Origin of the sequence: Salinigranum rubrum (genome assembly GCF_002906575.1) — an archaeon.
Lineage (GTDB): Archaea > Halobacteriota > Halobacteria > Halobacteriales > Haloferacaceae > Salinigranum > Salinigranum rubrum.
The window spans coordinates 3,494,188-3,517,968 of record NZ_CP026309.1 but is presented as its reverse complement, the minus strand read 5'-3'; the positions used below and the strand labels follow the sequence as shown (position 1 = coordinate 3,517,968).

24 protein-coding genes and 1 pseudogene are annotated in these 23,781 nt (G+C 68.9%); 14 read left to right on the top strand and 11 right to left on the bottom strand.

The features are described from left to right. Positions 1-18: 18 nt before the first annotated feature. The 3 genes from C2R22_RS17220 to cofH form a co-directional block, all read right to left on the bottom strand. Positions 19-627, bottom strand: coding sequence for a hypothetical protein (locus C2R22_RS17220; protein WP_103426860.1), 609 nt, complete (start codon positions 625-627; stop codon positions 19-21). 99 nt (positions 628-726) lie between these two features. Next, on the bottom strand, positions 727-2,193 hold the full coding sequence (locus tag C2R22_RS17215; RefSeq protein ID WP_162562553.1) for a sensor histidine kinase: 1,467 nt from the start codon (positions 2,191-2,193) through the stop codon (positions 727-729). A 139-nt stretch (positions 2,194-2,332) separates the two neighbouring features. Beyond that, positions 2,333-3,721 (bottom strand): 7,8-didemethyl-8-hydroxy-5-deazariboflavin synthase subunit CofH, encoded by a 1,389-nt coding sequence (cofH, locus tag C2R22_RS17210; RefSeq protein WP_103426858.1) that lies wholly within the window; start codon positions 3,719-3,721, stop codon positions 2,333-2,335. A gap of 91 nt (positions 3,722-3,812) precedes the next feature. Here cofH and C2R22_RS17205 point away from each other — a divergent pair, with 91 nt between their 5' ends. Further along, positions 3,813-4,982, top strand: a complete 1,170-nt coding sequence (locus tag C2R22_RS17205; RefSeq protein ID WP_162562552.1) for an alpha-hydroxy-acid oxidizing protein — start codon at positions 3,813-3,815, stop codon at positions 4,980-4,982. A 9-nt stretch (positions 4,983-4,991) separates the two neighbouring features. Here the strand turns inward: C2R22_RS17205 and C2R22_RS17200 are convergent, their stop codons facing one another. Continuing rightward, positions 4,992-5,684, bottom strand: a complete 693-nt coding sequence (locus C2R22_RS17200; protein ID WP_103427727.1) for an SIR2 family NAD-dependent protein deacylase — start codon at positions 5,682-5,684, stop codon at positions 4,992-4,994. 153 nt (positions 5,685-5,837) lie between these two features. On the opposite strand from C2R22_RS17200, the gene C2R22_RS17195 reads away from it, so the two are divergent. The 3 genes from C2R22_RS17195 to C2R22_RS17185 all read left to right on the top strand — a co-directional run bounded on the left by C2R22_RS17195 (position 5,838) and on the right by C2R22_RS17185 (position 8,403). Continuing rightward, on the top strand, positions 5,838-6,587 hold the full coding sequence (locus C2R22_RS17195; protein WP_103426856.1) for a hypothetical protein: 750 nt from the start codon (positions 5,838-5,840) through the stop codon (positions 6,585-6,587). A gap of 34 nt (positions 6,588-6,621) precedes the next feature. Further along, a complete protein-coding gene (locus C2R22_RS17190; protein WP_103426855.1) occupies positions 6,622-7,659 on the top strand; it encodes a phosphoribosylaminoimidazolesuccinocarboxamide synthase in 1,038 nt (345 codons plus the stop codon). Between the two features lie 495 nt (positions 7,660-8,154). Further along, positions 8,155-8,403: a hypothetical protein gene (locus tag C2R22_RS17185; RefSeq protein ID WP_103426854.1), complete on the top strand. Its 249-nt coding sequence runs from the start codon at positions 8,155-8,157 to the stop codon at positions 8,401-8,403. On the opposite strand, the gene C2R22_RS17180 is transcribed toward C2R22_RS17185, so the two are convergent. Continuing rightward, positions 8,372-9,343: a 5,10-methylenetetrahydromethanopterin reductase gene (locus tag C2R22_RS17180; RefSeq protein WP_103426853.1), complete on the bottom strand. Its 972-nt coding sequence runs from the start codon at positions 9,341-9,343 to the stop codon at positions 8,372-8,374. The two genes, C2R22_RS17185 and C2R22_RS17180, sit on opposite strands and share 32 nt — an antisense overlap. Positions 9,344-9,604: 261 nt before the next feature. On the opposite strand from C2R22_RS17180, the gene C2R22_RS17175 reads away from it, so the two are divergent. Continuing rightward, positions 9,605-10,300 carry a hypothetical protein gene (locus tag C2R22_RS17175; protein ID WP_103426852.1) on the top strand — a complete coding sequence of 232 codons (696 nt, stop codon included), beginning with the start codon at positions 9,605-9,607 and terminating at the stop codon, positions 10,298-10,300. A 106-nt stretch (positions 10,301-10,406) separates the two neighbouring features. Here C2R22_RS17175 and C2R22_RS17170 read toward each other — a convergent pair whose 3' ends face one another. Next, the gene (locus C2R22_RS17170) at positions 10,407-11,162 is read right to left on the bottom strand and encodes a coenzyme F420-0:L-glutamate ligase (RefSeq protein WP_103426851.1); all 756 of its coding nucleotides are present in this window, start codon (positions 11,160-11,162) and stop codon (positions 10,407-10,409) included. A 50-nt stretch (positions 11,163-11,212) separates the two neighbouring features. Continuing rightward, entirely contained in the window at positions 11,213-11,725 is a 513-nt protein-coding gene (locus C2R22_RS17165) for a metallophosphoesterase family protein (RefSeq protein WP_103426850.1), read from the bottom strand. Positions 11,726-11,969: 244 nt separating this feature from the next. Here C2R22_RS17165 and C2R22_RS17160 point away from each other — a divergent pair, with 244 nt between their 5' ends. Genes C2R22_RS17160 through ddh form a run of 3 tightly spaced genes read left to right on the top strand, consistent with a single transcriptional unit; the run spans position 11,970 to position 14,725 of the window. Further along, positions 11,970-12,857: a DUF3179 domain-containing (seleno)protein gene (locus tag C2R22_RS17160; protein ID WP_245902801.1), complete on the top strand. Its 888-nt coding sequence runs from the start codon at positions 11,970-11,972 to the stop codon at positions 12,855-12,857. A 58-nt stretch (positions 12,858-12,915) separates the two neighbouring features. After that, positions 12,916-13,755, top strand: coding sequence for a bacteriorhodopsin (locus tag C2R22_RS17155; protein ID WP_103426848.1), 840 nt, complete (start codon positions 12,916-12,918; stop codon positions 13,753-13,755). 46 nt (positions 13,756-13,801) lie between these two features. Next, complete coding sequence (gene ddh / locus C2R22_RS17150; RefSeq protein WP_103426847.1) at positions 13,802-14,725, top strand: D-2-hydroxyacid dehydrogenase; 924 nt, start codon at positions 13,802-13,804, stop codon at positions 14,723-14,725. Between the two features lie 14 nt (positions 14,726-14,739). Here the strand turns inward: ddh and engB are convergent, their stop codons facing one another. Continuing rightward, entirely contained in the window at positions 14,740-15,360 is a 621-nt protein-coding gene (gene engB, locus C2R22_RS17145) for a GTP-binding protein EngB (RefSeq protein WP_103426846.1), read from the bottom strand. Between the two features lie 134 nt (positions 15,361-15,494). Here engB and C2R22_RS17140 point away from each other — a divergent pair, with 134 nt between their 5' ends. Beyond that, a complete protein-coding gene (locus C2R22_RS17140) occupies positions 15,495-16,280 on the top strand; it encodes a hypothetical protein (RefSeq protein ID WP_103426845.1) in 786 nt (261 codons plus the stop codon). Here the strand turns inward: C2R22_RS17140 and C2R22_RS17135 are convergent. Further along, positions 16,263-16,739, bottom strand: coding sequence for a Rieske (2Fe-2S) protein (locus C2R22_RS17135; protein WP_103426844.1), 477 nt, complete (start codon positions 16,737-16,739; stop codon positions 16,263-16,265). The two genes, C2R22_RS17140 and C2R22_RS17135, sit on opposite strands and share 18 nt — an antisense overlap. Positions 16,740-16,826: 87 nt before the next feature. Between C2R22_RS17135 and C2R22_RS17130 the strand changes: the two genes are divergently transcribed. The 4 genes and pseudogenes from C2R22_RS17130 to C2R22_RS17115 all read left to right on the top strand — a co-directional run bounded on the left by C2R22_RS17130 (position 16,827) and on the right by C2R22_RS17115 (position 21,014). After that, a complete protein-coding gene (locus C2R22_RS17130; protein WP_103426843.1) occupies positions 16,827-17,717 on the top strand; it encodes a universal stress protein in 891 nt (296 codons plus the stop codon). Between the two features lie 82 nt (positions 17,718-17,799). Further along, entirely contained in the window at positions 17,800-18,510 is a 711-nt protein-coding gene (locus C2R22_RS17125; protein ID WP_103426842.1) for a 5-formyltetrahydrofolate cyclo-ligase, read from the top strand. Positions 18,511-18,834: 324 nt separating this feature from the next. Next, positions 18,835-20,252: pseudogene (locus tag C2R22_RS17120) on the top strand (TIGR00341 family protein). Positions 20,253-20,282: 30 nt separating this feature from the next. Beyond that, the gene (locus C2R22_RS17115) at positions 20,283-21,014 is read left to right on the top strand and encodes an SIMPL domain-containing protein (RefSeq protein WP_103426841.1); all 732 of its coding nucleotides are present in this window, start codon (positions 20,283-20,285) and stop codon (positions 21,012-21,014) included. 276 nt (positions 21,015-21,290) lie between these two features. On the opposite strand, the gene C2R22_RS17110 is transcribed toward C2R22_RS17115, so the two are convergent. Continuing rightward, a complete protein-coding gene (locus C2R22_RS17110; protein WP_103426840.1) occupies positions 21,291-22,331 on the bottom strand; it encodes an NOG1 family protein in 1,041 nt (346 codons plus the stop codon). 76 nt (positions 22,332-22,407) lie between these two features. Next, positions 22,408-23,385: an NADPH:quinone reductase gene (locus tag C2R22_RS17105; protein ID WP_103426839.1), complete on the bottom strand. Its 978-nt coding sequence runs from the start codon at positions 23,383-23,385 to the stop codon at positions 22,408-22,410. Positions 23,386-23,500: 115 nt separating this feature from the next. Between C2R22_RS17105 and C2R22_RS25265 the strand changes: the two genes are divergently transcribed. Beyond that, positions 23,501-23,776: a YgaP family membrane protein gene (locus tag C2R22_RS25265; protein WP_162562551.1), complete on the top strand. Its 276-nt coding sequence runs from the start codon at positions 23,501-23,503 to the stop codon at positions 23,774-23,776. Positions 23,777-23,781 lie beyond the last annotated feature (5 nt).

Sequence of the window (23,781 nt, the reverse complement as noted above, 5' to 3'; positions counted from 1 at the left end):
GCCCTCCGCGCCGACCGCTCACCGCGACCGGACGAACGCGACGACCCAGAGGAGGGCGGCGAGCGGGCCGGGAATCGGCACCCGTCCCGAGAGCTGTGGGACGCGCTTCCGCACGAGGACGTACCCGAGTCCGACGACCAGCGCGCCCGCGACGACTGGCTCGACCGGCGGGCCGAAGACGACGAGCACCGGGACGGCCGCGACGGCGGCAACCGCGAGGTCGCCCGGCGAGCCGTCGTATCTGACGAGGCGGCGCGGCGCGACCCACCGCCGCTGGCGGTGCGAGTAGACGCCCCTGTCGGTCCGTGCGAGCCACGGCTGTGGCTCCGAGGACCCGCCGAGCAGGTCACAGAGGGGATGGAGTGCGGCACAGACGAGGAAGACGGCGAGACCGACGAGCCACGGAACCGGCGTCCAGAGCGCCAGCGCCGCCGCTGCGAGCGCGGGCGGCCACGCGAGAACGGGAAAATGCAGCGTCCGCCGGTGGGTGCCGACGACCATGTCGAGGTCGGGGACGAGGCTGCCGGCGACGGCCGCAACGGCGACCGAGGGCGCGAGGTCGGGCGCGGCGAGTGCGACCGGCGCGGCGACGAGCAGGCCGACGACGGCGTGTGTCGGGGCCATCATCGCCCGCTCACCTCCCGCTCGTCGCTCGTTCGGTAGCGTTGCATACGACGCAGTACGCAGGTCATCGAGACAGTTAGTCGTGTCGAATTCCGTGACGACTCACGACCCGCCACCGCCTCGCGGGAGCGTCACCGTCACGACGTTCCCCCGGGAGCCGTTCCGTGTGAACGACAGCGTCCCGTTGGACCGTCTGACGACCCAGTTGACGATCCAGAGACCGAGTCCCGTTCCGTGGGTGAGCGGGTCGATGACCCGTTCGCCGGTCAGCGTCGCGACCTCCATCTCCGGAATCGGGGGACCGTCGTCGGCGACGCGGATGTGGACCGTCTCGCCGTCGGGCTCGACGTTCAACTCGACGAGCGGGGCGTCACGGCTGTTGTGTATGACCGCGTTCTGGACCAGTTCACCGAGCGCTCGTTCGAGACTGTCGACGGCGCTGACCGGGGCGCGCTCGGGCAGTGCCGACTCGAGCCTGGCGCTCGGATGTCGCTCAGCCGCCGCGGTCAGCACCTGCTGTGCGACCGCCGCGGCGTCGACCGTCGTCGGAGCGGGTGGGTCGGTGACGACGTCGGCGATCTCCTGCTGTCTGTCGATCATCGACTGCAGCCGTTCCGCTGCGCGGAGGATCCGCGCGGCGGCCGACCGGTTCGCCCCGTCGACCGAACTGTGGAGGCGTTCGGCCCAGCCGTGGACGACGTTCACCTCGTTTCGGAGCGTGTGCCGAACCAGGTGGGTGAGCGCCGTGAGCTGTCGTTCGCGCCCCTTGCGCTCTGTTATCTCGCGGGTGATGCCGAGCAGTCCGACGACGTCGCCGCCCCCGTCGCGGAGCGGAATCTTCGTGGTGAGGAACCACCGACCAGACGAGGGGAAGAACTCCTCCTCGTCGACGACGGCTTCGCCCGTGTCTATGACCCGCAGGTCGTCGATGTACGAGTCGAGCGCCTCGCCGAACGGGACGACGCCGTCGACGTCTCTCCGTCCACGAAACGCGTCACCGGACGAGTGCAACCGTTCCTCGACGGGCCCGTCGGTGACGTGCGTGATCCGGCCTTCCCTGTCCTTCACGAAGACGTGTAGCGGAAAGTTCTCGAACAACTGGTCGAAGACGCTCGCTTTCCAGTGGTCGTCGGACCAGCCAGGGGGCGGGAGGCGACCGAGCGTCACAGAGCGCTGGCGGTCGGCTACGGCGGTGCCGACCGCGTCGCACAGCGCCTCGGTCGCCGCGTCCGAGCCGTCGGCGACGACCCGGGACGCGAAGCCGTCCGTGACCGCACCGACCGGGACGCGTCCGTCGGCCGCCTCGACGAACAGGACGACTGGAACGGCGGGTCGACGTTCGAGAACCCGCTCCAGGACGTCGACACCGGTTCCGTCGGGCACGTCGTACTCGCAGACGACACAGTCGATTCGGCCGTCGTCGTCGAGTTCGTCGACCAGTTCGGCCACGGACGAGATGGCGAACGTCTCGAAAGCCGACCCCGCGCGGAGGGCGTCGACCACCCCGTTCGGATCGTCGGGTCGAACGACCGAGAGCACGCGCCCCGACGGGGGGCTTTCGAGGTCCATTTCACTTATACCACAGTTCATATTGACATATCTCTTCTGTCTCAGATCCCGTCGTACGGACGGAGAACTCCGGCCTCAGCCGCTCGGTGGACCGTCTCGTGGCTGTCGAACCACGACTGAGACACACCGCCCACGACGACTAGTCGTCGTCAGCCGTCACGCTGGGGGGCGAGCGACTCAGCATCGGCGTCCCGTCCGCCCGCGGACCGAGATGGGGGCCGAACGGCGGGTCGTCCGGGCCGATCCGGTGTCGACGGCGGTAGTCGGTCGACCGCTCGACCAGCGGTCGGCCGACGGCCGAGACCATGTCGACGTAGTCGGCCACGGAGCGGAACTCGCCGTACTGGCCGCCGGCGCGTTTCGTGATCTCCTCGGAGAGGATGGTCCCCATGAGGTCGTTCGCGCCGCAGTTGAGGAGTTTGAGCGCCTTCGCGTTCCCGTACTTCACCCACGACGACTGGACGTTGTCGACGTTGTCGAGGAAGAGTCTCGAAACGGCGATCATGAGTTCGTCCTCGGCGTCCGAGGCGCCGCCGTCGACGACGCCCCGTCGATAGAGCGGGGTGTTCTGGTGGACGAACGAGAGCGGGACGAACTCGGTGATACCCCCCGTGCGGTCCTGTAACTCCCGAACGACGTCGAGGTGCATGACGCGATGTCGCTCGTTCTCGACGTGGCCGTACATGATCGTCGCGGTGACGTCCAGCCCCGCGTTCATCGCTCCCTCCATCGCCTCGACCCACCCCGCCGAGTCGATTTTCCCGGGGCAGATGACGTCGCGCACCTCGTCGACGAGAATCTCGGCCGCGGTGCCGGGCGCGGAGTCCAGCCCCGCTTCTCTCAACTTGCGATACACCGACTCGTACGACCAGTCGGTCCCCCGCCTGGCGTGATAGGCCTCCTCGGGCGTCATCGAGTGGAGGTGGACGCCGCCGACGCTCATCGCGTCTATCTGTTCGAGGTAGGTACCGGGGTCGACCTCGTACCGCTCCGGTGGCTTGTAGTTGACCTCCTGTGCGGGGCGGTCGTACGACGCGAGTATCTCGTGGTGCTCGTCGTCGAGGGCGAACGCCGGGTGGAGTCCGGACACCGAACACACCTCCGAGATGCCGTAGTCGAGCGTCTCCTCGACGATTCGGCGGGATTCGGCGGGCGGTTTGGTGAAACCGCCGTGTTCCTCGCCGCCCGTCTCGAACCGGTGGGCGGTGTCCTTGAAGTTGCAGAACAGACAGCCGGTGTTGCAGGCGGTCGTGACGTTGTTGTTGAGGTTGGCGACGAAGGTGACGTCCTCGCCGACGACGTCGGCCCGGCGGCGGTCCGCCGCTTCGAGGACGAGTTCCTTCCGACCCGGGTCGATTCCCTCGCTGTCGGTTCCCGTCGTGAGGAGTTCGACGCCGTCGTCGACGCTGAGGCGCTCGCCGGCGCGCGCCTTCGCCAGGGCGTTCTCGAACGACTGGTCCGTCTCCGGGACGTGCTCGAACCGCACGTCGGACGGGTCGGGACCGGATGCACCGTGCCCTGATGACATGCCCTCTGGGAGTCGCCCCGGGGTGAAAAGTGGGCCGGTCGAAGAACGCGGGGACGCGAACCACTATTTCCCCGCGGAGAGTGGTCCCCGCATGGACGGCACCAGCCGAAAGGACGACCTCCTCGCGGGCGGGTCGACGGTCCCGCTCGACCCCGAGACGCTGGCCGAGCGGGCGGCGGCCGCACTCGACCCGGGACCGCGAGCGTACCTCGTCGGCGGGGCCGAGACCGAAGGGAGCGTGCGGGAGAACCGCCGCGCGTTCGACCGGTGGCGAATCCGACCGCGGGTCCTGCGAGACACCTCGACGCGCGACCACCGGGTGACCGTCGGCGACGAGCGCCTGTCGCACCCCGTCGCCCTCGCCCCCATCGGGATGCAGTCGCTGTACGACGACCAGGCCGAGGAGGCGACTGCGCGCGCCGCCGGCCGGACGGGAACGGCGCTCTGTCTGAGCACCGTCTCCTCGGTGTCGCTCGAAGCCGTCGCGCGGGAACAGGACGCGGCCGCCGAAGCCGATGGGGGAACCGAGACCCCGGTTCGGTGGTTCCAGGCGTACTGGTCCGGCCGGGAGGTGACGGCGAGCATGGTTCGCCGGGCCGAGCGGGCGGGCTACTCCGCGCTCGTCCTCACGGTCGACACGCCCGTGACGGGGTGGCGGACCCGCGAACTCTCTTCGGAGTACGTCCCGTTCGACCATGGCCACGGTCTCGCGAACTACGCGTCTGACCCGGTCGTCCGCGAGCGACTGGGAGACGACCCCGACGACGAGGCGGTTGCGGCGGTCGTCGCGGAGTGTCTCGGCGACGCGAGCCTCGACTGGGACGACGTCGCGTGGCTCCGCGAGCGGACCGCCCTTCCGCTGTACCTCAAGGGAGTCATGCACCCCGACGACGCGGCGCGCGCGGCCGACGTAGCCGACGGCGTCGTCGTCTCGAACCACGGCGGCCGGCAGGTCGACGGCGAACTCGCGGCGCTCGACGCGCTCGAACCGGTCGCCGAGGCGGTCGACAACAGGGTGCCGGTCCTGTTCGACAGCGGGATTCGAACCGGCGCGGACGTCTTTCGGGCGCTCGCGCTCGGCGCGGACGCGGTGCTCCTGGGGAGGCCGTACTGCTCCGGCCTGACGCTCGCGGGCGAGGACGGCGTGAGAGACGTGGTTCGGAACCTCCGAGCCGCGTTCGACCTGACGCTCGAACTCTCGGGGTACGCCGCGGCCGAGTCGGTAGACCGCGAGGCCGTCGTCCGCGTCGCGCGCGGGTAAAGCGCGGCGTCAGAGCCGGTCGTCGACGAGTTCCACGAGTCTGGGCAGCACGTCGGTGACGTCCGCGCGGAGGTCGTAGTCGGCGCGAGCGGAGTACTCGGTCTCGTCGAAGTTGACGACGACGAGGCGGTCGCTCAGGCCGGCGAGCGACGCCGCGGGGTTCACCTGCAGGGAGGTACCGACGGCGAGAATCGTCTCGGAACCCATCGCGAGGTCCTCCGCGCGGCCGAGCGTTTCGGGTGCGAGGTTCTCGCCGAAGAGGACGACGTCGGGCTTGTAGACGCCGCCACAGTCACACCGCGGCGGCGTGTCGCCGTCGCGGACGCGGTCGAAGACGGGGTTCGCCTCTCCCGTAGCTCCGCACGACTGGCACTCGACGCGCGCGGCGTTCCCGTGGAGTTCGGCGAGGGTCGGCTGACCCGCTGCGCGGTGGAGGCCGTCGGTGTTCTGCGTCGCGACGCCGTCGAGGACGCCTCGTTCTTCGAGGTCGACCAGCGCGTGGTGGGCGGCGTTCGGTTCGATTTCGCTCGGGAACATCGCTTCCTGTAAGCGGAGGCGCTCCTCCCAGAAGCCCGCGGGGTCGCGGAGGAAGCGCGAGTAGTGGAAGTCGTTCGGGTCGAACTCGGTCTCCCAGATGCCGTTCTCCCCTCGAAAGCTCGGGACGCCCGAGGCAGTCGAGACGCCCGCGCCGGTGAGCGCCATCGCGCCGCGCCCCTCGACGAGCGCGTCGGCGATGTCGGCGAGTACGGGGTCGTGGTCGGTGGACACGGTGTGGGAGAGACGCGCTGCCGACAAAAACCGTGCGTCGGTCGGGTCCACAGAAGACATATGCCGGACGGATTGTCACCGTGTGGCATGGCCCGTCGCCCTCTTCTCGCCCTCCTCCTCGTGTTCGTGGTCGCGGGGTGTCTCGGGGCCCCCAGTGGTACTCAGCCCGCTCCCACGACTGCGACCGGAACGCCCGAACAGCCGTCGACGCCGACGGCGACTCCCACGTCGACCACGACTGCGACGCCACCACCCACTCCACCCGCGACGACCACGCCGACGACGCCCGGTTCTCCGACCGCGAACAACACCGTCGACTACGCCGCGTTGTCGGCGACCCAACAGCGCGCGTTCGACCGGGCAGTCGACGGGGGCGTACAGTTCGTCGACGACTCGGCCCTCGACTCACCGTACGTCGGCGACGACTACTTCGCCCGGGACGCGGCGGACCCCTTCCAGAGCTACGACTACGTCCGGAAGAACGGCACGCACTACCGCGTCTCGTACGAGGAGAGCGGCGGACAGGGGTTGGCGACGTACGGCATCCGGGCGACCGAACGCGGGCCGCCGGACGACGCGAGCGTCGTGGTCCTCGACAACCTCTCGACGGAGGTCAGAGAGCCGGTCCGGTGGGCTATCGAGAACGGGTCGTACGGCGTCCCCGCCGGGAAGTGGTACTCGCTTCCCCAGGTGTTCGACCGATTCGAGTACGTGCGGGTCTCGGACGACACCTACCGGATTTCGGTCGTCTACGGCGACCTGATCGCCGACGCCCTCCACGTCGCGCGAACCGAGGGGACGACGACCCCCGCGAGCGACCGAGACACACGAAATTGAAAGATACTTCCCGGCGGCCCGCGCGCACACGGGTATGACCAGCGTCAAGGAGATTCACGCTGACCGCGACCCCCGGGAGGGGAAACTCGGTCGCGGGCGCTTTTACTTCACCGACGACTACTCGGTGTTCGACTGGGGCCGGATGCCCGACGAGATTCCCGAGAAGGGCGCGGCGCTCTGTACGATGGGCGCGGCCAACTTCGAGTTGCTCGACGTGAACCACGTCCCGACCCACTACCGGGGCGTCTACGAGGCGAACGACGACCCGACCGAGACGGACCCGAAGGAACTCGGCGAGTGCGAGACGCCGCCGCGGACGATGGCCATCGAACTCGCCCGGGTGCCCGACCTGCCCCGCGACGGCGAGGCGTACGACTACGAGGCGTACCATTCAGCGGCGGCGGACGGCTACGTCGTCCCGCTCGAAATCGTCTTCCGCAACACCGTCCCCGAGGGGTCGTCGCTGCGGCGGCGTCGTTCCCCGTCCGAGTTCGACCTCGACTTCGCGGAGTGGCCCGACGAGGTGGTCGACCTCCCCGAACCCATCGTCGAATTCTCGACGAAGTTCGAAGAGCAGGACCGCTATCTGTCGAGAGACGAGGCCGAGGCCATCGCGGGACGGGCGAGCCTCGACCGCCTCGAAGAACTCGCGCTGGGCGTCAACACCGTCGTGACGATGCGCGCCGAGCAGACCGGCTTCACCCACGAGGACGGTAAGATCGAGGTGGTGTACGACGACGGCACGCTGAAGGTCGCCGACGTGGTCGGCACGTTCGACGAGAACCGGTTCTCCTATCGGGGACAGGAACTCTCGAAGGAGGTCGTCCGGCAGTACTACAGGCGGACGGACCCCGACTGGGTCGAGGCGGTGAGCGCGGCCAAGTCGGAGGCGAAGGCGCAGGGCGTCGCGGACTGGCGGGGCCTGTGCGAGGAGTCGCCGGACCCGCTCCCAGTCGAGGTGGTCGAGACCGTCTCGGAGATGTACGCCGCGGGGACGAACGGTTACACCGATTTCGAGTGGTTCGACGCGCCCTCGCTGGACGAGGTAGTCGAGACTGTGCGAGGGCTCTGAGTTCTGGTTGTTCTGCTGTCCGGTCGAGTTCCTGTGACCGAGCCGTTCCCGTGTCCCTGTGTCGAGGGCGAACGGCGTTCCCGTGTCTTTGCGTAGACGGAGAGACGACAGTGCCGCGCGGCCGCCAGGGCGCTGAGGCCACAGTCCTCCCCAGCCGACTCGCACGATGCTGGCGCGACAGGGAGTCGCGCCAGCGCGCGCCACCGTCCAGCACTGTCGCGGTCGGCGCGTGGAACGAACGACGCGAGCGACCGGTTGGGGAGGGACGAGGCCTCACCGCGCCCGTGTGTCGTGCGGTCGTCCTGTTTACCGTCTCACTGCCCGCGACCGTCTCGCCGCTCGCCTCCCCTCACCGCCCGCGACCGTCTCATCGCCCGCCTCCCCTCACCGCTCGTGACGACCGCCTGCTCGACGTCACACTGCCCCCGATCACGACTCCACCCCACGGCGTGCGGTACCTGAACACCCAAGTACCCCCCGTGCCAACGCCCGAACATGGTCACACTCGTGGACTTCATCGCCCGACTCATCGGGAGCGTCTTCGAACTCGTCGTCATCTTCGTCACCCAGGTCGCGCTGTCGGACCCGCTGTCGTTCGTCTCCTTTCTCATCGGCGGGGCGCTGACGACGTTCGCAATCGTCGCCCTCGGCTACCTCGCGCTCGGGGCGCTCGTCGACGCCGTGGGCGGCGGACTCGGTGACGGCGACGGAGCTATCGGTCGTGCGCCGCCGCGGCAAGAGTAATCGCTTCTTCTACCTCCGGCCCGAGCGGCGACCCGACCACGAGACTGTCCGCGTGCTCTTCGACCCGAGCCATCCGTTCTCCCACCTCGTCGACCGTTCCGGCCATGCAGAACGCGTCGATCATCGCCGGCGTCACGCGCTCGAACGCCTCGGAGAAGTCGCCGGCGCTGATCTTCTCGCCGATGTCCTCCGCTCGCTCGTGGTCGATGCCGTGTCTGTCGAGTACGGGCGGTGCCGCACCGGCGGTGATGAACGCCACCGGGGGACGCGCGGCCTCCCGTGCGGCCTCGCGGTCCGCCGCGACCGAGACGCTGGCGTACGCCGCGAGGTCGAACTCCCCGTGTTCGTCGGGGCGGTCTTGCATCCCTTCTTCGACCCGTTCGCGCGCCCAGGCTAGGTCGTCGGGGTGGGAGCCGTTGAACAGCAGGCCGTCGGCGTGTTTCCCCGCCATCCGGCACATGTGTGGCCCCTCGCCGCCGACGTACACCGGAATCTCGCCCGACACGTCGAAGTTCAGCCCCGCGTCCTCGCACGTGAACGTCCCGTCGTGGGAGACGCGCTCGCCGCGCCAGAGCCGTCGAGCCACCGTGAACGCCTCCAGAACCGAGCGGAGCCCTCGCTCGCCTTCGAGACCGAGGTTCTTCAGCGTCGAGGGGTCGCCCGGCCCGATGCCGAAGACGGCCCGCCCCTCCGACGCCTCTGCGACCGTCGCCGTCTGGGAGGCGAGCGTCACCGGGTGTCGCTCGTAGGGGTTGACGACGCCCGGGCCCAGGCGCACGGATTCGGTCTCGCTCGCGAGGCGCGCCAGGACGGCGAACGGGTCGCGGTTGTTGTAGTGCGAGGAGACGAAGACGGTGTCGTAGCCCTCCGATTCGGCCAGCACCCCGAGGTCGACCACCTCGCCGACGGGGTGTTCCGGCGTGAGTTCGATGCCGAACATTACCGCTCGTCCCCGTCGGCGGTCGCTGGTCGCGTGTCTCGTTGCATACCCGACCTCGGGACTCGCCGGGTTTGAACGCTCGACATACCGGCAAGGGTGCCCGCTCTCGAAACCGCTCCCGTCGGTGCCGTCGAACCGCTCGGCACGTGGTCTGGTTCGGTGGAGATGCCGACGATCGGTCGCGTAGCCAGTCGGTACGACTCTCCAGAAGCGGGAATCACTGGCGTTCTATATCACGCTACACGGCGTCTCTCGACCGTGATGGAACGCACCACTTCGCGGCCAACAACGGTCAGTACGATCGGATTCTGGGCAGCGGTCTTCGCTACCCTGTTCAGCGTGACGTACATCGTCGCGCAAATCGGCGAATGGGCTGGCCTCCTGGGGTCGGCCGGTGGCCCGGAGAGTTCCAGCACTCCGTTCGGCCTCGTCGTACTGCTCACCCCCTCGTTGTTCCTTGGGACGGCGTTCGTTATCCTGATGGTCAGCGTCCACTACTACGCGCCCGAGGAGCGGAAGATTTGGAGCCACATCGGTCTGGTGTTCGCGACCATCTACGCCGTGTTGATCAGCATCAACTACTACGTCCAACTCACGTTCGTCGTGCCTCGCCTGCTTCAGGGGAACGTGGACAGCGTCTCGCTTCAGCCGTTCCTGTTCGTCCCCTTCGACTCCTTCCTGTACTCCGTGGACATCCTCGGCTACAGTTTCATGAGCCTCGCTACGCTCTTTGCAGCGTTTGCGTTCACCGGCAGCGGTGTCGAACGGACGGTTCGACGGTTCATGATCGCGAACGGCCTCATCCTCCCGTTTTTGGCCCTCCAGATCTACTACCACCCGTTGATATGGGTCGCCGCCCTGTGGGCTATCACGTTCCCCGGAGCGACGGTTTCTCTCGCCGTCTTGTTCCGACGGGACCCACCCGCGACGGCGGAACCGGCCGTCACCTCCGCGTAAGCGTGGTCACCTCGCAGTGCGCGATTTTTCGTGCTGTTGAACTCACTCTCTCCGACACGAGCAACCGTTCTGTAGCTGAAACCCCGACAGGTTCTCTCGGTCCCGTCTACCCCTCGTACCGCCACCCGCGGAGCGCCTGTCGTACGAAGTCGCTCTCCACATCTCGAAACAGTTCGTCGCTGCCGGCGTGGTCGCCGAAGTCGAAGTCGCGGACGACGGTCACGGGAGTCCCGCCCGCGCCCTCGCCGGCGACGAGATTCGACGCGGCGGCGAGTTCGTCGACGACGCTCTCGACCGTCGCGGTGAGTTCGCGGCCGTCGCGGTCGCGCTCGCCGCGCCAGTCGCGCGAGGCCGGGAGTCCGGCCCACCCGATGGCCACGCCGCGTTGCCCGTGCCGGAACGGCCGCCCGCAGGTGTCGGTGACGACGACGCGGTCGGCGTCGAGACCGCCACGGAGCCGTTCGGCCGATTCCGAGGGCCGTTTCGGCAGGAGCAGGAGGTCGCCGCCGGGGACGTTCGAGCGGTCGATGCCGGCGTTGACGCTCACGTGGCCGAACCGCGTCTCGGTGAGGAGGAAGGGTGCCTCCATGAGGAGTTCCGTCGACTCCTCCAGCACCGCCTGGGCGAACCGCGGGTCCTTCTCCTCGCCCGCGAGTGCTTCGAGTCGGGCGGCGATCTCTCTCGCCCGCGGCCCGGCCGGGAAGTCGTCGAGCGTTTTGACCCTGCCTTCGGCCTTCGAGACGACCGTCGAGGCGACGCAGACCACGTCGTCGGGTGCGAGGTCGACGCGCGCTCCGACGAGCGCGGCGAGGTCGTCGCCGGGCTTCACCTCGGGGAGGTCGGGGACGGCGAACAGTTCCATGCTCACTCGATTCGGGGCGGAGATAAAAAGCGGCGCGTGACGAGTCGAGGCTATTCGTCGTGGAGTTCGACGTCGAGGGCGTCGCCGTCGACCCCGACGGTGAGCATCGTCGTCCGACTCGCCGGCCGCGCACCCGTCGCGCTCCCGGGGTTGAGCAGTCGAATACCGTCGACGACGGTGTCGGTCGGCGTGTGGGTGTGGCCGGCGACGCCGACGACAGTGCCGCTCCCCCCACCGATGTCGACCGTCTCGCGGACCGCTTCGGCGACGCGTTCGGGCCAGGAGTCGTGCGGACCGGTGCCGTGGACGACGACGAACGTCACGTCCTCGAGCGTGACTGTGGCGACGTCGGGGAGGTCGACCGACGGCGGGTCGATGTTGCCTGCGACGGCCGTGAGGCCCTGCGCGAGGTCCTCGACGAACGCGAGCGTCTCCGGCGCGTCGAAGTCCCCGGCGTGGATGGTGTGGTCGGCGGCCTCGACTCGACGACGGACCCACGGGGGCATCTCGGTCTCCCGACCCGGGATGTGGGTGTCGCTGACGACGGCGAGGTCGACTGGCATGACGGATGAGTGGGTCGCCACGGGCAAAGTCGTTACCCGGTCTCGTCGCCGGAGCGTGCGAGTTTTGACGGCGGGCCCAGAAGGAGAGGACGGTGGCAGTGACGACAGTTACCCCCTCCGAGCCCCGTGTGACGAGGCCTTCTCCCGAGCCACCGTTCTGAGACGGCCGAGACCTCCCCGAGCCGTGTGTGTCGCGCTCGCACAGCCGCGCGTCGCTTACTCCGGACGCCGACGACTCCCGGGTGTGAGACGTTCGTCCGCGCGTTCGACTGCGACTGCGACCACCCGACGGCGGTTACTCGCGGCGTTCGGGACTGGCGTGGTCGGCGCACTCGCCGGCTGTTCGGCGAACCAGCCACTCTCGTCGGACGTGGAGTCCACCTCGACCCCGGGCTCGACCGAGACGCCGGTTCCCTCTCCCGACCGCGGTGCGTTCGCGACGAACGGCACGCCCGTCCCCGTCGAGGAGCGCGACCAACTCGGCGAGTGGGGTCTCCCCTCTACGATCTGCGAGGCGGAGATCATCGAAGACATCGGCATTCGCGCCATCGTCGACCCCGCGTACGCCGAGAGTTGGGCGGGCGTCGATATCGACCGGAAGTACCGAATGGGGTTCGAGGTCGGTGACGGTCTCACCGACGACAGCCACGTCATCGGCGTGACGAGCGCGGACGGGGCGCGAGCGCGGGCGTACCCCCTCTCGGTGGTGTGGTGGCACGAGGTCGTCAACGACCGCTTCGACGGCCCGTTGCTCGTCACCTACTGTCCCATCTGTCAGTCGGGGATGGTCGCCGAGCGCCGCGTCGCGGGCGTCGAGACGACGTTCGGCGTCTCGGGTCAGCTCTGGCAGCCTCCTCGTATCTACACCGAGACGGCGAAGGTCGACGGGCGCGTCTTCGGGGCGAGTGCGACCGAGGGCGAGGCTGAGGCGCGCAACTCGGGGAACCTCGTTCTCTACGACGAGGCGACGAGAAGCTACTGGAGTCAGCTTCTCGCCCGCGCCATCTGCGGCGAGCGGGAGGGGGACCGACTGGAAATCGTCCCCTCGACGGTGGCGACCTGGGGCGCGTGGTGCGAGGAGCATCCGGCGACGGACGTCCTCCTCCCGCCGCCGCACTCGAACGAACTGTGATTCTATAGGATTTTCTACGACCGAACAGGTTATCTATCCCCGGTCCTGAGCGGCTTCGATGACACTTACCAGTCAGCTGACGTCAGTACCGACCGTCCCGCTGCAGGCGACGCAGACGGAGGTGCTCCGGATGATACAGGAGAACGCCTCGCTCAACGCGTCGCTGTGGGTCAACATCGCGCTCGCGGGGGTCTCCGTGCTCCTGTTCGTCGCGATGGGTCGTGGGGTGGAGTCGGCACGGGCACGGCTCATCTGGGTGGCGACGCTGCTCGTCCCGCTCGTCTCCATTTCGAGCTACGCCGGCCTCGCCTCGGGTCTCACCGTCGGTCTGCTGGCGATGCCCGCCGGACACGCGCTCGCCGGCCAGGAGGTGCTCTCGCCGTGGGGTCGGTACCTCACGTGGACGTTCTCGACGCCGATGATCCTTCTCGCGCTCGGCCTCCTCGCCGGGACCGACCGGACGAAACTGTTCACGGCCATCACCATGGACATCGGGATGTGCGTGACCGGACTCGCGGCGGCGCTCATCACCTCGTCGTACCTGCTGCGGTGGGTGTTCTACCTCATCAGCTGTGCGTTCTTCGTCGCCGTGCTGTACGTCATTCTGGTCGAGTGGCCGCGCGACGCGGCGGCCGCCGGGACGAGCGACATCTTCGAGACGCTGAAACTGCTGACCGTGGTGCTGTGGCTCGGTTACCCCATCCTGTGGGCGCTCGGGAGCGAGGGGTTCGCCCTGCTGAGCGTCGCGATCACCTCGTGGGGGTACTCGCTGCTCGACATCGGCGCGAAGTACGTCTTCGCGTTCCTCCTGCTGCGGTGGGTCGCGGCGAACGAGCGCGTCGTCGACACCGTCACGACCGGGACGGGGGCCGGGAGCGTGGCGTCCGCCGACGACTGACGCCCGATACCCGTACGACCTTGTACGACGGGCGTGAGACCCGACCATGGAACTCGAACGCGTCGTCGTCCACGACTCCGTCGAGATCATCTTCGACCCGGGCGTCCTCGTCGAGGCGCTCTCCGACCTCCCGCTGCCCGTCGAATCCCCCGACGACCCCGACCTCGGTGCGGGTGACGCCGTCGTCGCCTTCGGTCCTCACCCGTCGTTCCTCGACGCCTCGTGGGTCCACTGCATCCGCGCCGGCTACGACGAGTTCCCCATCGACCGCTACGCCGACGCGGGCGTCGTCCTCACGAACAGCACGGGCATCCACGGCACGGCCATCGGCGAGAGCGTCCTCGGCTACATGCTCACGTTCGCGCGGGGCCTGCACACGTTCCGCGACCGCCAGCGCGCCCGGGAGTGGGAACGAGAGCCCTACGAGACGCTGTTCACGCTCGACGACGAGCGGGTCTGTGTCGTCGGACTGGGCACGCTCGGAAGCGGCGTCGCCGAGCGCGCGTCGGCCCTCGGGATGGACGTCGTCGGCGTCCGCCAGTCCGGTGCGGCACACGAACACGCCCGGCGCGTGCACACGCCCGACGCGCTCGGGGAGGCCGTCTCGGGCGCGCGGTTCGTCGTCCTCACGCTCCCGCTGACCGAGGAGACGGAGGGGCTCGTCTCCCGGGCGACGTTCGACGCCATGGACGACGAGAGTTACCTGATCAACGTCGCTCGGGGTGCTATTGTCGACACGGACGCTCTCGTCACGGCCCTCGACGACGGGGTCATCGCGGGCGCGGCGCTCGACGTGTTCGAGCGGGAGCCCCTCCCCGAGACGTCGCCGCTGTGGGAGGACGACGACGTGATCGTGACGCCACACACCAGCGGCGTCAGCCGTCGGTACCACGAGGACGTCGCGACGCTCGTCCGGACGAACGTCCGCCGGATCCGCGCCGGCGAGGACCTGACGAACCGAGTCGTCTGACGGCGCGTTCGCGTCTACGAGGTGACGAACTTCAGCAGGTCGTCGCGTTTCTGGTCGTGAAAGTGGGTGCGGAGCGCTTCGAGGAGCGGTTCGACGCTCCCGCGTTTGGCGCTGATCGGCGCGACCGTCTCGCGCCACTGCTGCCACGGCGGGTAGAGCCCGAGGCGGTCACAGAGGTCGTTCAGTCGCTCGTCGCGGTCGTCGACCTTGTCCATCTTGTTGACGGCCACGACGGTCGGAATCTCTAGCTCCTGGAGGAAGTGAAACATCTCGACGTCGTGTGGGACCTCCCCCTCCGCCGAGTGCCGGTCGATGATGTCGACGGCGGCCTTGCCGTCGACGACGACGACGCCGACGAGGATGCGGTCGGCGTTCTCCTCGACGTAGCGGACGACGTCGGTCTTGATCTGCTCGCGCCGCTCTTCGCTCACGCCGGACATGAAGCCGAAGCCGGGCAGGTCGGTGAACATGAACTTCTCGGAGGCCCAGTCGAAGTGATTGGGCTGGCGGGTGACGCCCGGCTTCTTCCCTGTCTTCACCTTGTGTCCGGTGAGTTCCCGCATCAGCGTCGACTTCCCCACGTTCGACCGTCCCACGAGGACGACTTCGTCGCGGTCGGGTCGGTTCTCGAACATACCGTCGGTAGACGGGGGAGCGAAATAACACCCACGAGTCGGTCGCTCGGTCCCCGTCGACGGCTCTCGACTCGGTCGAGCGGCGAGCGGGACGAGAGGCGTGGGCTTTTCAGGCCGCCCACTGAACGTCGGGTATGGAGCGTCCCGACGGTGGCTCGCGCTCGCTCGTCGACGCCCCGGACGCGACGGGTGAACCCGAGGCGCCCGCCCCTCCCGACGCCGACGTGGTCGGTCCGACGGTCGTCTGTCGTCTCGGCCGAAGAGAGTGCGACCACCGGCGGGCCGGCGATACGCCCCCCACGCTCACCCTCCAGTCGTGGACGCCCCGCGGCGCGGCCGCGACGTACGTCGCCTGGGAGGTCGACGGCTGCGGCGGCCACTTCGGCGTCTTCGACCGAGACCGAGAGCGACTGCTCCTCGGGGAGGGGACGCCCGCCGGGAGGCGGTGGCGACCGGTCGTCGAGACCGGCCCGGCGACCGAGTTCCTCCTCGACGCCACGCCCGACATCCGGCCGTCGGTGCCGCGGGCCGAGGCAACGGCGCTCGATACGCCCGCGCTCGACCCGAGGCCGGCCGACGCCACCGCGTGGGGCGAGACGCGCGCGTTCACCCTCTCGTCGTGGACCCGTCCCGCCACCGCGCACGTCCAGCCGTGGCGCCCCCTGAACGGCGGGGCGGTCTACGTGGCGTGTCGGATCGACGACCCCGGCGACCGCTTCTCGTACCACGGCTGGTTCGGCACGCTCGATTCGGGCGTGGTTCGGCTGGGCCGGCGGCCCGCGCCGGCGTTCGTCGCCGTCGAACTCGGGGACGGAGCGGGTCTCGCCGACGACGTCGCGGAACTCGTCCCCGACCGGTGCTCGACGCGCGTCGTGAGCGACGTGCTGAGCGTCGACGGGGACTCAGAAGGACAGGTGTGAGGTCGAACTCGGCCCGTCGTCGCCGTCGTCGATGCCGCCGTCGTGGCTGTATCTTACTCCCGGATCGGTGAGGTAGACGACGCCCTCGTCGACCGTGACCTCGACGTCGGAGAGGTACGAGTCGGCCGCCTTCCCGTTGTCACAGTAGCCCGAGCAGGTGTCGAACATCGAGCCGTGTTTCGGGCAGACGACCTCACCCTCGCGGACCGCGGCACCGAACCCCCGGTCGAGGCGCTGGTCGGTCTCGTGCTGGCAGAAGTTCCGCCACGCGCGGACCGTCTCCTCTCTGTCTCCGTTTTCGGCTCCGCCCTCGTCCTCGTTCTCGCCGTCGCCGTCAGCCCCGGGGTCGCACCGCACGAGGATGACCTCCTCCTCGGTGCCGTCGCGTTCTCGGACCGTGAACAGGAACGACCCGTTCTCGGGAACCTCGTCGACTGCGGTGAGTCGCGTTCGCGTCACAGGTGGGTGTCGGACGCCGGCGGGGTAAGCCTGCCGCGTACCCGACCCAACGGTTATCCGCCGAACCGTCGTACTGTCCGTTCAGTGATGACGTACGACGAGGTCCTGATTCCGACGGACGGGAGCGAGTCGGCCGAGCGGGCCGCCCGATACGGCCAGGTACTCGCGGAGGCGTACGGGGCGTCGGTTTACGTCCTGAGCGTCGTCGACGAGCGCGACTTCGACGGCGTCGTGGGCGGTGACGAGGCCGACGCCGGGAAGACTGCCGCCGAACGGACGGCCCAAGACGCGGTCGAGCGCGTCGCCGCCCTGTTCGAGGGAAACGTCACGACTCGCGTGACCGTCGGCATCCCGTCGGAGGAGATTCTCGCGTACGTCTCCGAGGCGGCTATCGACCTCGTCGCCATGGGGACGCACGGTCGAACCGGCGTCGAACGGTTTCTCATCGGCAGCGTCGCCGAGCGAGTGGTCAGACACGCCGAAATCCCCGTGCTGACAGTCCGCCTCTCCGACACTGCCTCGCCGTGGCCGCCACTCGAACGCATCCTGGTCCCGACCGACGGGAGCGACGCCTCCTTCCAGGCACTGCCGCACGCCTTCGACCTCGCAGACCGGTTCGACGCCCTCGTCGAAGGGCTCTCCATCGTCGACGAGCGCACGAAGGCGAGCGTCTACACCGTCGAGACGGCGCTGGAGGAGATGGTCGGTGGACTCGAAGCGATGGCCGAGACGGCGACCGAGCGTATCGAAGCGCGGGCGAAGGCGGCCGACGCCGAGGTGACGACCACCGTCGTCGACGGCATCCCCTCCCGGACTATCTGTGCGCACGCCGAGGAGTCCGGCGCCGACCTCGTCGTCATCGCGAGCCACGGCCGGACCGGCCTCTCTCACTACCTCCTCGGGAGCGTCGCCGAGCGGGTCGTGCGGAACTCGACGGTACCGGTGCTGACCGTGCCCGCGGACGTCGACGGCGAGTAGTCGACCGACCGCGGAGCCGAAGCCGAGACGGAGCGCATCGAGGGGTGTCGGGATACTAGTACGGCACCGAACTACTGAGACCATGGACAAACAGCAGCTCCGCGAGCGCGTCTGGGACGAGTTGGAGAAGAGCGGTGAGGCCCGGTTTCCGTTCCCGCCACACGGCCGGATTCCGAACTTCGCGGGCGCGAGCGAGGCCGCAGACCGGCTCGCTGCGACGGCGGCGTGGCGGAACGCCGAGGTAGTCAAGGCGAACCCCGACGCGCCACAGCTTCCGGTCCGACGGGCCGCCCTCCACGCGGGCAAGCGGGTGTACATGGCCGTGCCGCGCCTGCGAGACGAGAACCCCTTCCTCGAACTCGACCCCGACCGCATCGCCCCCGAAGAGCGCGACGCGGCCGCGACGCTCTCACACGTCGACGACTACGCCGAGCAGGTCGGCCCCGACGCCCTCCCCGACGTCGACCTCGTGGTGAGCGGGAGCGTCGCCGTCACCGAATCGGGGACTCGTATCGGGAAGGGTGAGGGCTACTCGGACCTGGAGTGGGCGGTTCTCTTCGAACTCGGCCGCGTGGACGAGTCGACGCCGGTCGTGACGACCGTCCACGAGCGGCAGGTAGTGGACGACGCGCCCGAACCGGACGCCCACGACGTGACGATGGACCTCGTCGTCACGCCCGAGCGGGTGGTCGAAACCGGAGCGGAGCGGAAACCGACCGGTATCGACTGGGCGCTCGCGTCGGAGCGAATCGAGGAGATTCCGGTGTTGGGACGGTTGGCTCCCGAGGAGTGAGTCGCTCTCGGCGGACGTGGTCAGCGCGTGAGTCCGTTTCGGTGGTCGCGCGGACACGAGAGGAAGTGTCGATCCACCGCGAAGCGAGTAGTGACGACTGCGGGAGACGAGACGTGGCACGTCACCGGAACGAGACAGTACCCGCGGCCGTGTGTCGTGCGGTCCTCCACCGCGCTCCGGACCTCTCGGTGACCTCTCACCCACCCGGCGACCGCTCACCCACCCGGCGACCGCTCACACACTCGGCGAGACACACCCACGGCGGTCGAACACGCTCGATCTGCCGGGTGAGGTTATAAGCCCCGGACGCCCGAGGGGGAAACCGTGCGACTCGTTCAGGTTACGGTCCCCGCGGGCAAGCGCGACACGGTGACGACGGCGCTCGACGACAACGGCGTCGACTACGTCCTCACCGACGAGACCAGCGGCCGGGAGTACACCGCCATCGTCTCGTTCCCGCTTCCGAAGTCGGCCGTCGAGCCCGTTCTCGACGACCTCCGCGAAGCGGGGCTCGAACGGGACGCGTTCACCGTCGTCGTCGACGCCGAGACGGTCATCTCCCGACGGTTCGACGAACTCAAAGAGAAGTACGAGGAGAGCGCCGACAACGGGAACCGTATCTCGCGGGACGAACTCACCGCGCGAGCGCGGGACATGACGCCGTCGACGTACGTCTACGCCGTGATGACGGCGATGAGCGCCATCGTCGGGACGGCGGGACTCCTCCTCGATTCGCCCGCGGTCGTCGTCGGGTCGATGGTGATCGCTCCCCTCATCGGCCCCCTGATGGCGGCCAACGTCGGCACCGTCGTCGACGACGACGAACTGTTCGAGCGGAGCGTCAAGCTCCAACTCTTCGGCGCCGTCCTCGCCATTGCTAGCTCGGCCGTGTTCGCCATCTCCCTCCGGTGGACCGGTGCCGTCCCGCTCACCGCGGCGGACGTGTTCGAAATCGGCGAGGTCCGCGAACGGCTGGCGCCGGACGTCCTCTCGCTCGCCGTGGCGCTCGGCGCGGGCGTCGCGGGGCGCTGTCCGTTTCGAGCGGCGTCTCGGCGGCGCTCGTCGGCGTCATGATCGCGGCGGCGCTCGTCCCCCCAATCGCCGTCGTTGGTATCGGAATTGCCTGGGGGGCGCCGGCCGAAATCGTCGGCTCGTTCGTCCTCGTGCTGGTGAACTTCATCGCCGTGAACTTCGCCGCGCTCGCCGTCCTCTGGCAGCAGGGCTACCGGCCGCAGCGGTGGTTCCGGTACGACGAGGCCCGGTCGGCGACGGTGAAACGGATCGCCGTCTTCGGCGTCGCACTGCTCGTTCTCTCGGCGTTCCTCGTCGGCGTCACCTACTCGACGTACCAGACCACGGCGTTCGAGTCCGACGCACGGCAGGCGATCACGGCCGAACTCGACCGAACCGACGAATCCCTGGAACTGCTCTCGATGGAGGTGGAGAACGAACTGTTCTCCTCGCGGGAGCCGACGCGGATCACCGTCACCATCGGCCACCCGCTGGAGATGGACCCGCCGCCGCTCGCGACCCGACTCCGCGACCGGGTTCTCCGGACCGCGAATCAGCCGCTGGTTTCGATCCCTCCGTTCCAGGCGAACTCGAACGTCACCGTCACCGTCCGGTACGTCGCGTCCGACGACTCGCCGCCGGGAGCAGAACCGGTAGACGAAGCGGAGAGCTTCCGCACGCCGGCCGGCGGAGCGGGCCATGAGTCAAACGCGCACTTGTCTCTAGCGTGAATTGAATAGCTGAGCCGACGACCTGTCGGTATGCGACGATCACGACTCACCCTCACCCTCGCGCTCGGCCTGCTCGTCGTGCTGGCCGGGTGTCTCGGCCCCCTCCAGACGACGCCGTCGGCGACCGACCGTTCGACGGACGGCACGACCCTCTCGACGACCGGCACCGGATCGGTCGACGCCGAGGCTGACCTCGCGGTCGTCTCGGTCGCCGTCGTCGCGACGGCCCAGTCGGCCGACGACGCCCGCGGCCAGGTCGCCAGCGACGTCGAACGGATGCGGACCGCCCTCCGGGAGGCTAACATCCCCGACGATGCGGTCACCACGTCGTCGTTCGCGGTGTACCCAGAGTACGACTACAGCGACGGGGAACGCACCGAGCGCGGCTACCGCGCCGTCCACTCGTTCCGCATCGAGACCGACCCCGCCCGCGCCGGCGAAGTGGTCGACGTCGCCGTCGGCAACGGCGCCAGCGAGGTGCAGGGCGTGAGCTTCACGCTCTCCGACGAGACCCGCGCCGAACTCCGCGCGCAGGCCATCGAGCGCGCCGTCACCGCCGCACGCGCCGATGCCGACGCGATGGCCGGCGCGGCCGGCCTCTCCATCACGAGCATCGAGACGATGTCGACCTCCGGCGGGTTCGCTCCCGTCGAACGGTTCGACGTCGCCGAATCCGCGGCCGGCGGCGACGCCCGCACGACGTTCGAGCCCGGTCCGGTCAGCGTCTCGGTGACCGTTCAGGTGACGTACCGCGCGGCCTGAACGTTCGGGAGCCGCTCTGCGAGCGATCTGACCGACCCACGACTCGCTCGAATCCGTTTCAGTCGACGGTTTCGAGATTCCGATTCTCCGATTTTCCGAGGTTCCGAAGTTTCGAGACGACGGGCGTGCGGACCGAGGACGCGAAGGCCGTGCGGTTGCCAGGGCGGTGACGCCACAGCCCTCCCCAGCCGATTCGCTCCCTCGCATCTCTGACCCCCCGCTCATCTCAGCACCATCCCCATCGATCCGGCGACGAATCCGGATACCCGCAGTGATTCACAGCCCGGAAGCCGACTCAGGAGTCGAGCCGCGACGGGGGATGTCCGGGTCGTAGTCGACGGCTCCGACCGCGAGGTCGAGCACTTCCTCGACCCCTTCCCCCTCGGTGACGCTCATGTACGCGTCCGCGTCGACGTCGCGCGACCGGTCGGTCTTGTTACAGACGGTGAGGACCGGGGTTCCGCGGGTGGCGAAGCGCCCTTCGACCGCGTCGCGCAGTTCCAACTGGGCGTCGAGGGGGTAGCCGCAGTCGCCGCTCGGGTCGACGAGGAAGACGACGGCGTCCGCGAGATGCTCCAGCGCCGAGATGGCCTGCTGTTCGATGTCGTTTCGTTCCGCCTCAGGGCGGTCCAAGAGCCCGGGCGTGTCGATGATCTGGTACCGGATGCGGTCGCGCTCGAAGTGGCCCATCTGGACGCCCTTCGTCGTGAACGGGTAGGAGGCGATCTCGTTCGACGCCCGCGTCACTCGGTTGACGAACGACGACTTCCCCACGTTGGGGTAGCCGGCGACGACGATGGCCGGTTCGTCCGGCCGGACGTCGGGGAGGTCCCGCAGGGCGTCGCGGGCCGCGCCGATCCGAAGCAAGTCGTCGGAGATTTCGTCGAGGATGTCCGCGATGCGGGCGAACGCCTGCTTGCGGTGTTTGCGTCCCGTCTCGGGGTTCGAGTTTCGGAGTTTGGTCTGGTACTCCGAGCGAATCTCTCGAATCTGTCGGGAGGCCCACGTCACCTCCGAGAGGCTGCCGCGGAGCGCGTCGATGCCGTCGGTGTCGCCCTCGGGCGTCTCTCGGGAGAACGTCGACTGTCTGAGGACCGCGTCGGCGAGTTCGCGGTAGAAGGGGTCGACGGTGTCGAAGTCTGGCCAGGCGGTCACGATGTTCTCGAGGTTGTCGGAGACGATGTTCGACGCCGTGACGAGCATCGACTCCTGGGCCTCGAACCCGGATTTCGACCGCCCTGACCGGGCCGCGCGCGAGAACGCCTTGTCGAGGAGTTCCTCCGCGCGCGGAGTGGTCGGGAGGCTCTCGAATATCATTTCACGACCCTTGACGGTCCGCGGCCAAAAGCCCGTCCGTTCGCGGTCGTCGGAGGGTCCGACGACGAACCGCCCGTCAGGGCTCGACGACGAGTTTCCCGACGAAGCGCTCCCCCTCGACCGCCCGATGTGCCGCCGCGGCCTCGTCGAGGTCGTACCGGTGCGCCACCCGCACCGACAGGTCTCCCGACGACATGAGCGCCGAGAGGTGGCGGAGCACGCGGTCGATGTGCGCGAGGTTGAACACGTCGAACGGCTGGATGGTGACGTCCTTGCCGATGGCGGCGGTGAGGTCCGGCATCCGTGGCTGATCGTGGTTGCCGCCGATGACGACGACGCTCCCGCCCGGCGCGACCACCTCGACGTCGAGACCGGCGTGGGCCCCGAACATGTGGTCGAACACCACCTCGGGGGGACTGTCGAGCGCGTCGACGACGGCGACGAGCGCGTCGTCGTCGGTGTAGTCGACGGCGTGGTCGGCCCCGAGTCTCAGAAGGTCGTCGAGGCGGTCCGGATGTGCGGTGGCGACGACCGTCGCACCCATCGCCGCCGCTAGCTGGACGGCGACGTGGCCCACCCCGCCCGTCCCACCGTGGACGAGACACGTTCCACCCGGACGGAGGCGGCCGAACTCGACGAGGCCCCGCCAGGCGGTACAGCCGACGAGACCGACCGCGGCCCCCTCCGCGAACGAGACGTCGTCGGCGAGGGGCGCGAGGCGGTCGGTCCGCACCACGACCTCCTCGGCGTAGGTTCCCTGGCGGTCGCCGCGACTCCCGCTCACGTTCAGCATCGGGACGGTCCCGAAGACACGGTCGCCGACGTCGTACTCGCTCTCGTCCCCGACGGCCGTGACCTCTCCGGCCAGGTCGGACCCGGGGATCAGCGGAAGCGGGTCGCCCCACAACCCCTCGCGGCGGAGCGCGTCACACGGGTTGACGCCGGCGGCGACGACCCGGACGCGGGCCTCGTCGGCGTCTGGGTCGAGGGTCGGGATGGATTCGACGGCGAGTACCTCGGGGCCGCCGAACTCGTGGTGTCTGATGGCACGCATGGTGTTCGCACGCCGGACGGCGCGAAAAGCGTTCGCGTCCCCGTTCTCACGGGCTGACAACCGAGACACCGAGTTATCCTCTCACGAATCGTCACGTTCGAACGAGGAGTCACGAATGCGCACGAACACGACCGACCGGGTGCGGAGACCCGACCGGGTGCAGAGACGGAACGTCGGCACGCTCGACCGGACCGTTCGGCTCTTCTTTGGGCCGGCGCTCCTCGTCGTGGCCGCCGCCGGCCTGCTGGGCGTCGTTCCGCTCGGGACCGTCACTGTCCTCTGTGCGCTCGTCCTTGGGGGCGGTCTGACCGTCACGGGACTCGGACGGACGTGCCCGCTGTACCGTCTCGTCGGGTTCGATACCCGCGTCGTCGTCGGTCGCCTCGGCTGATTCTC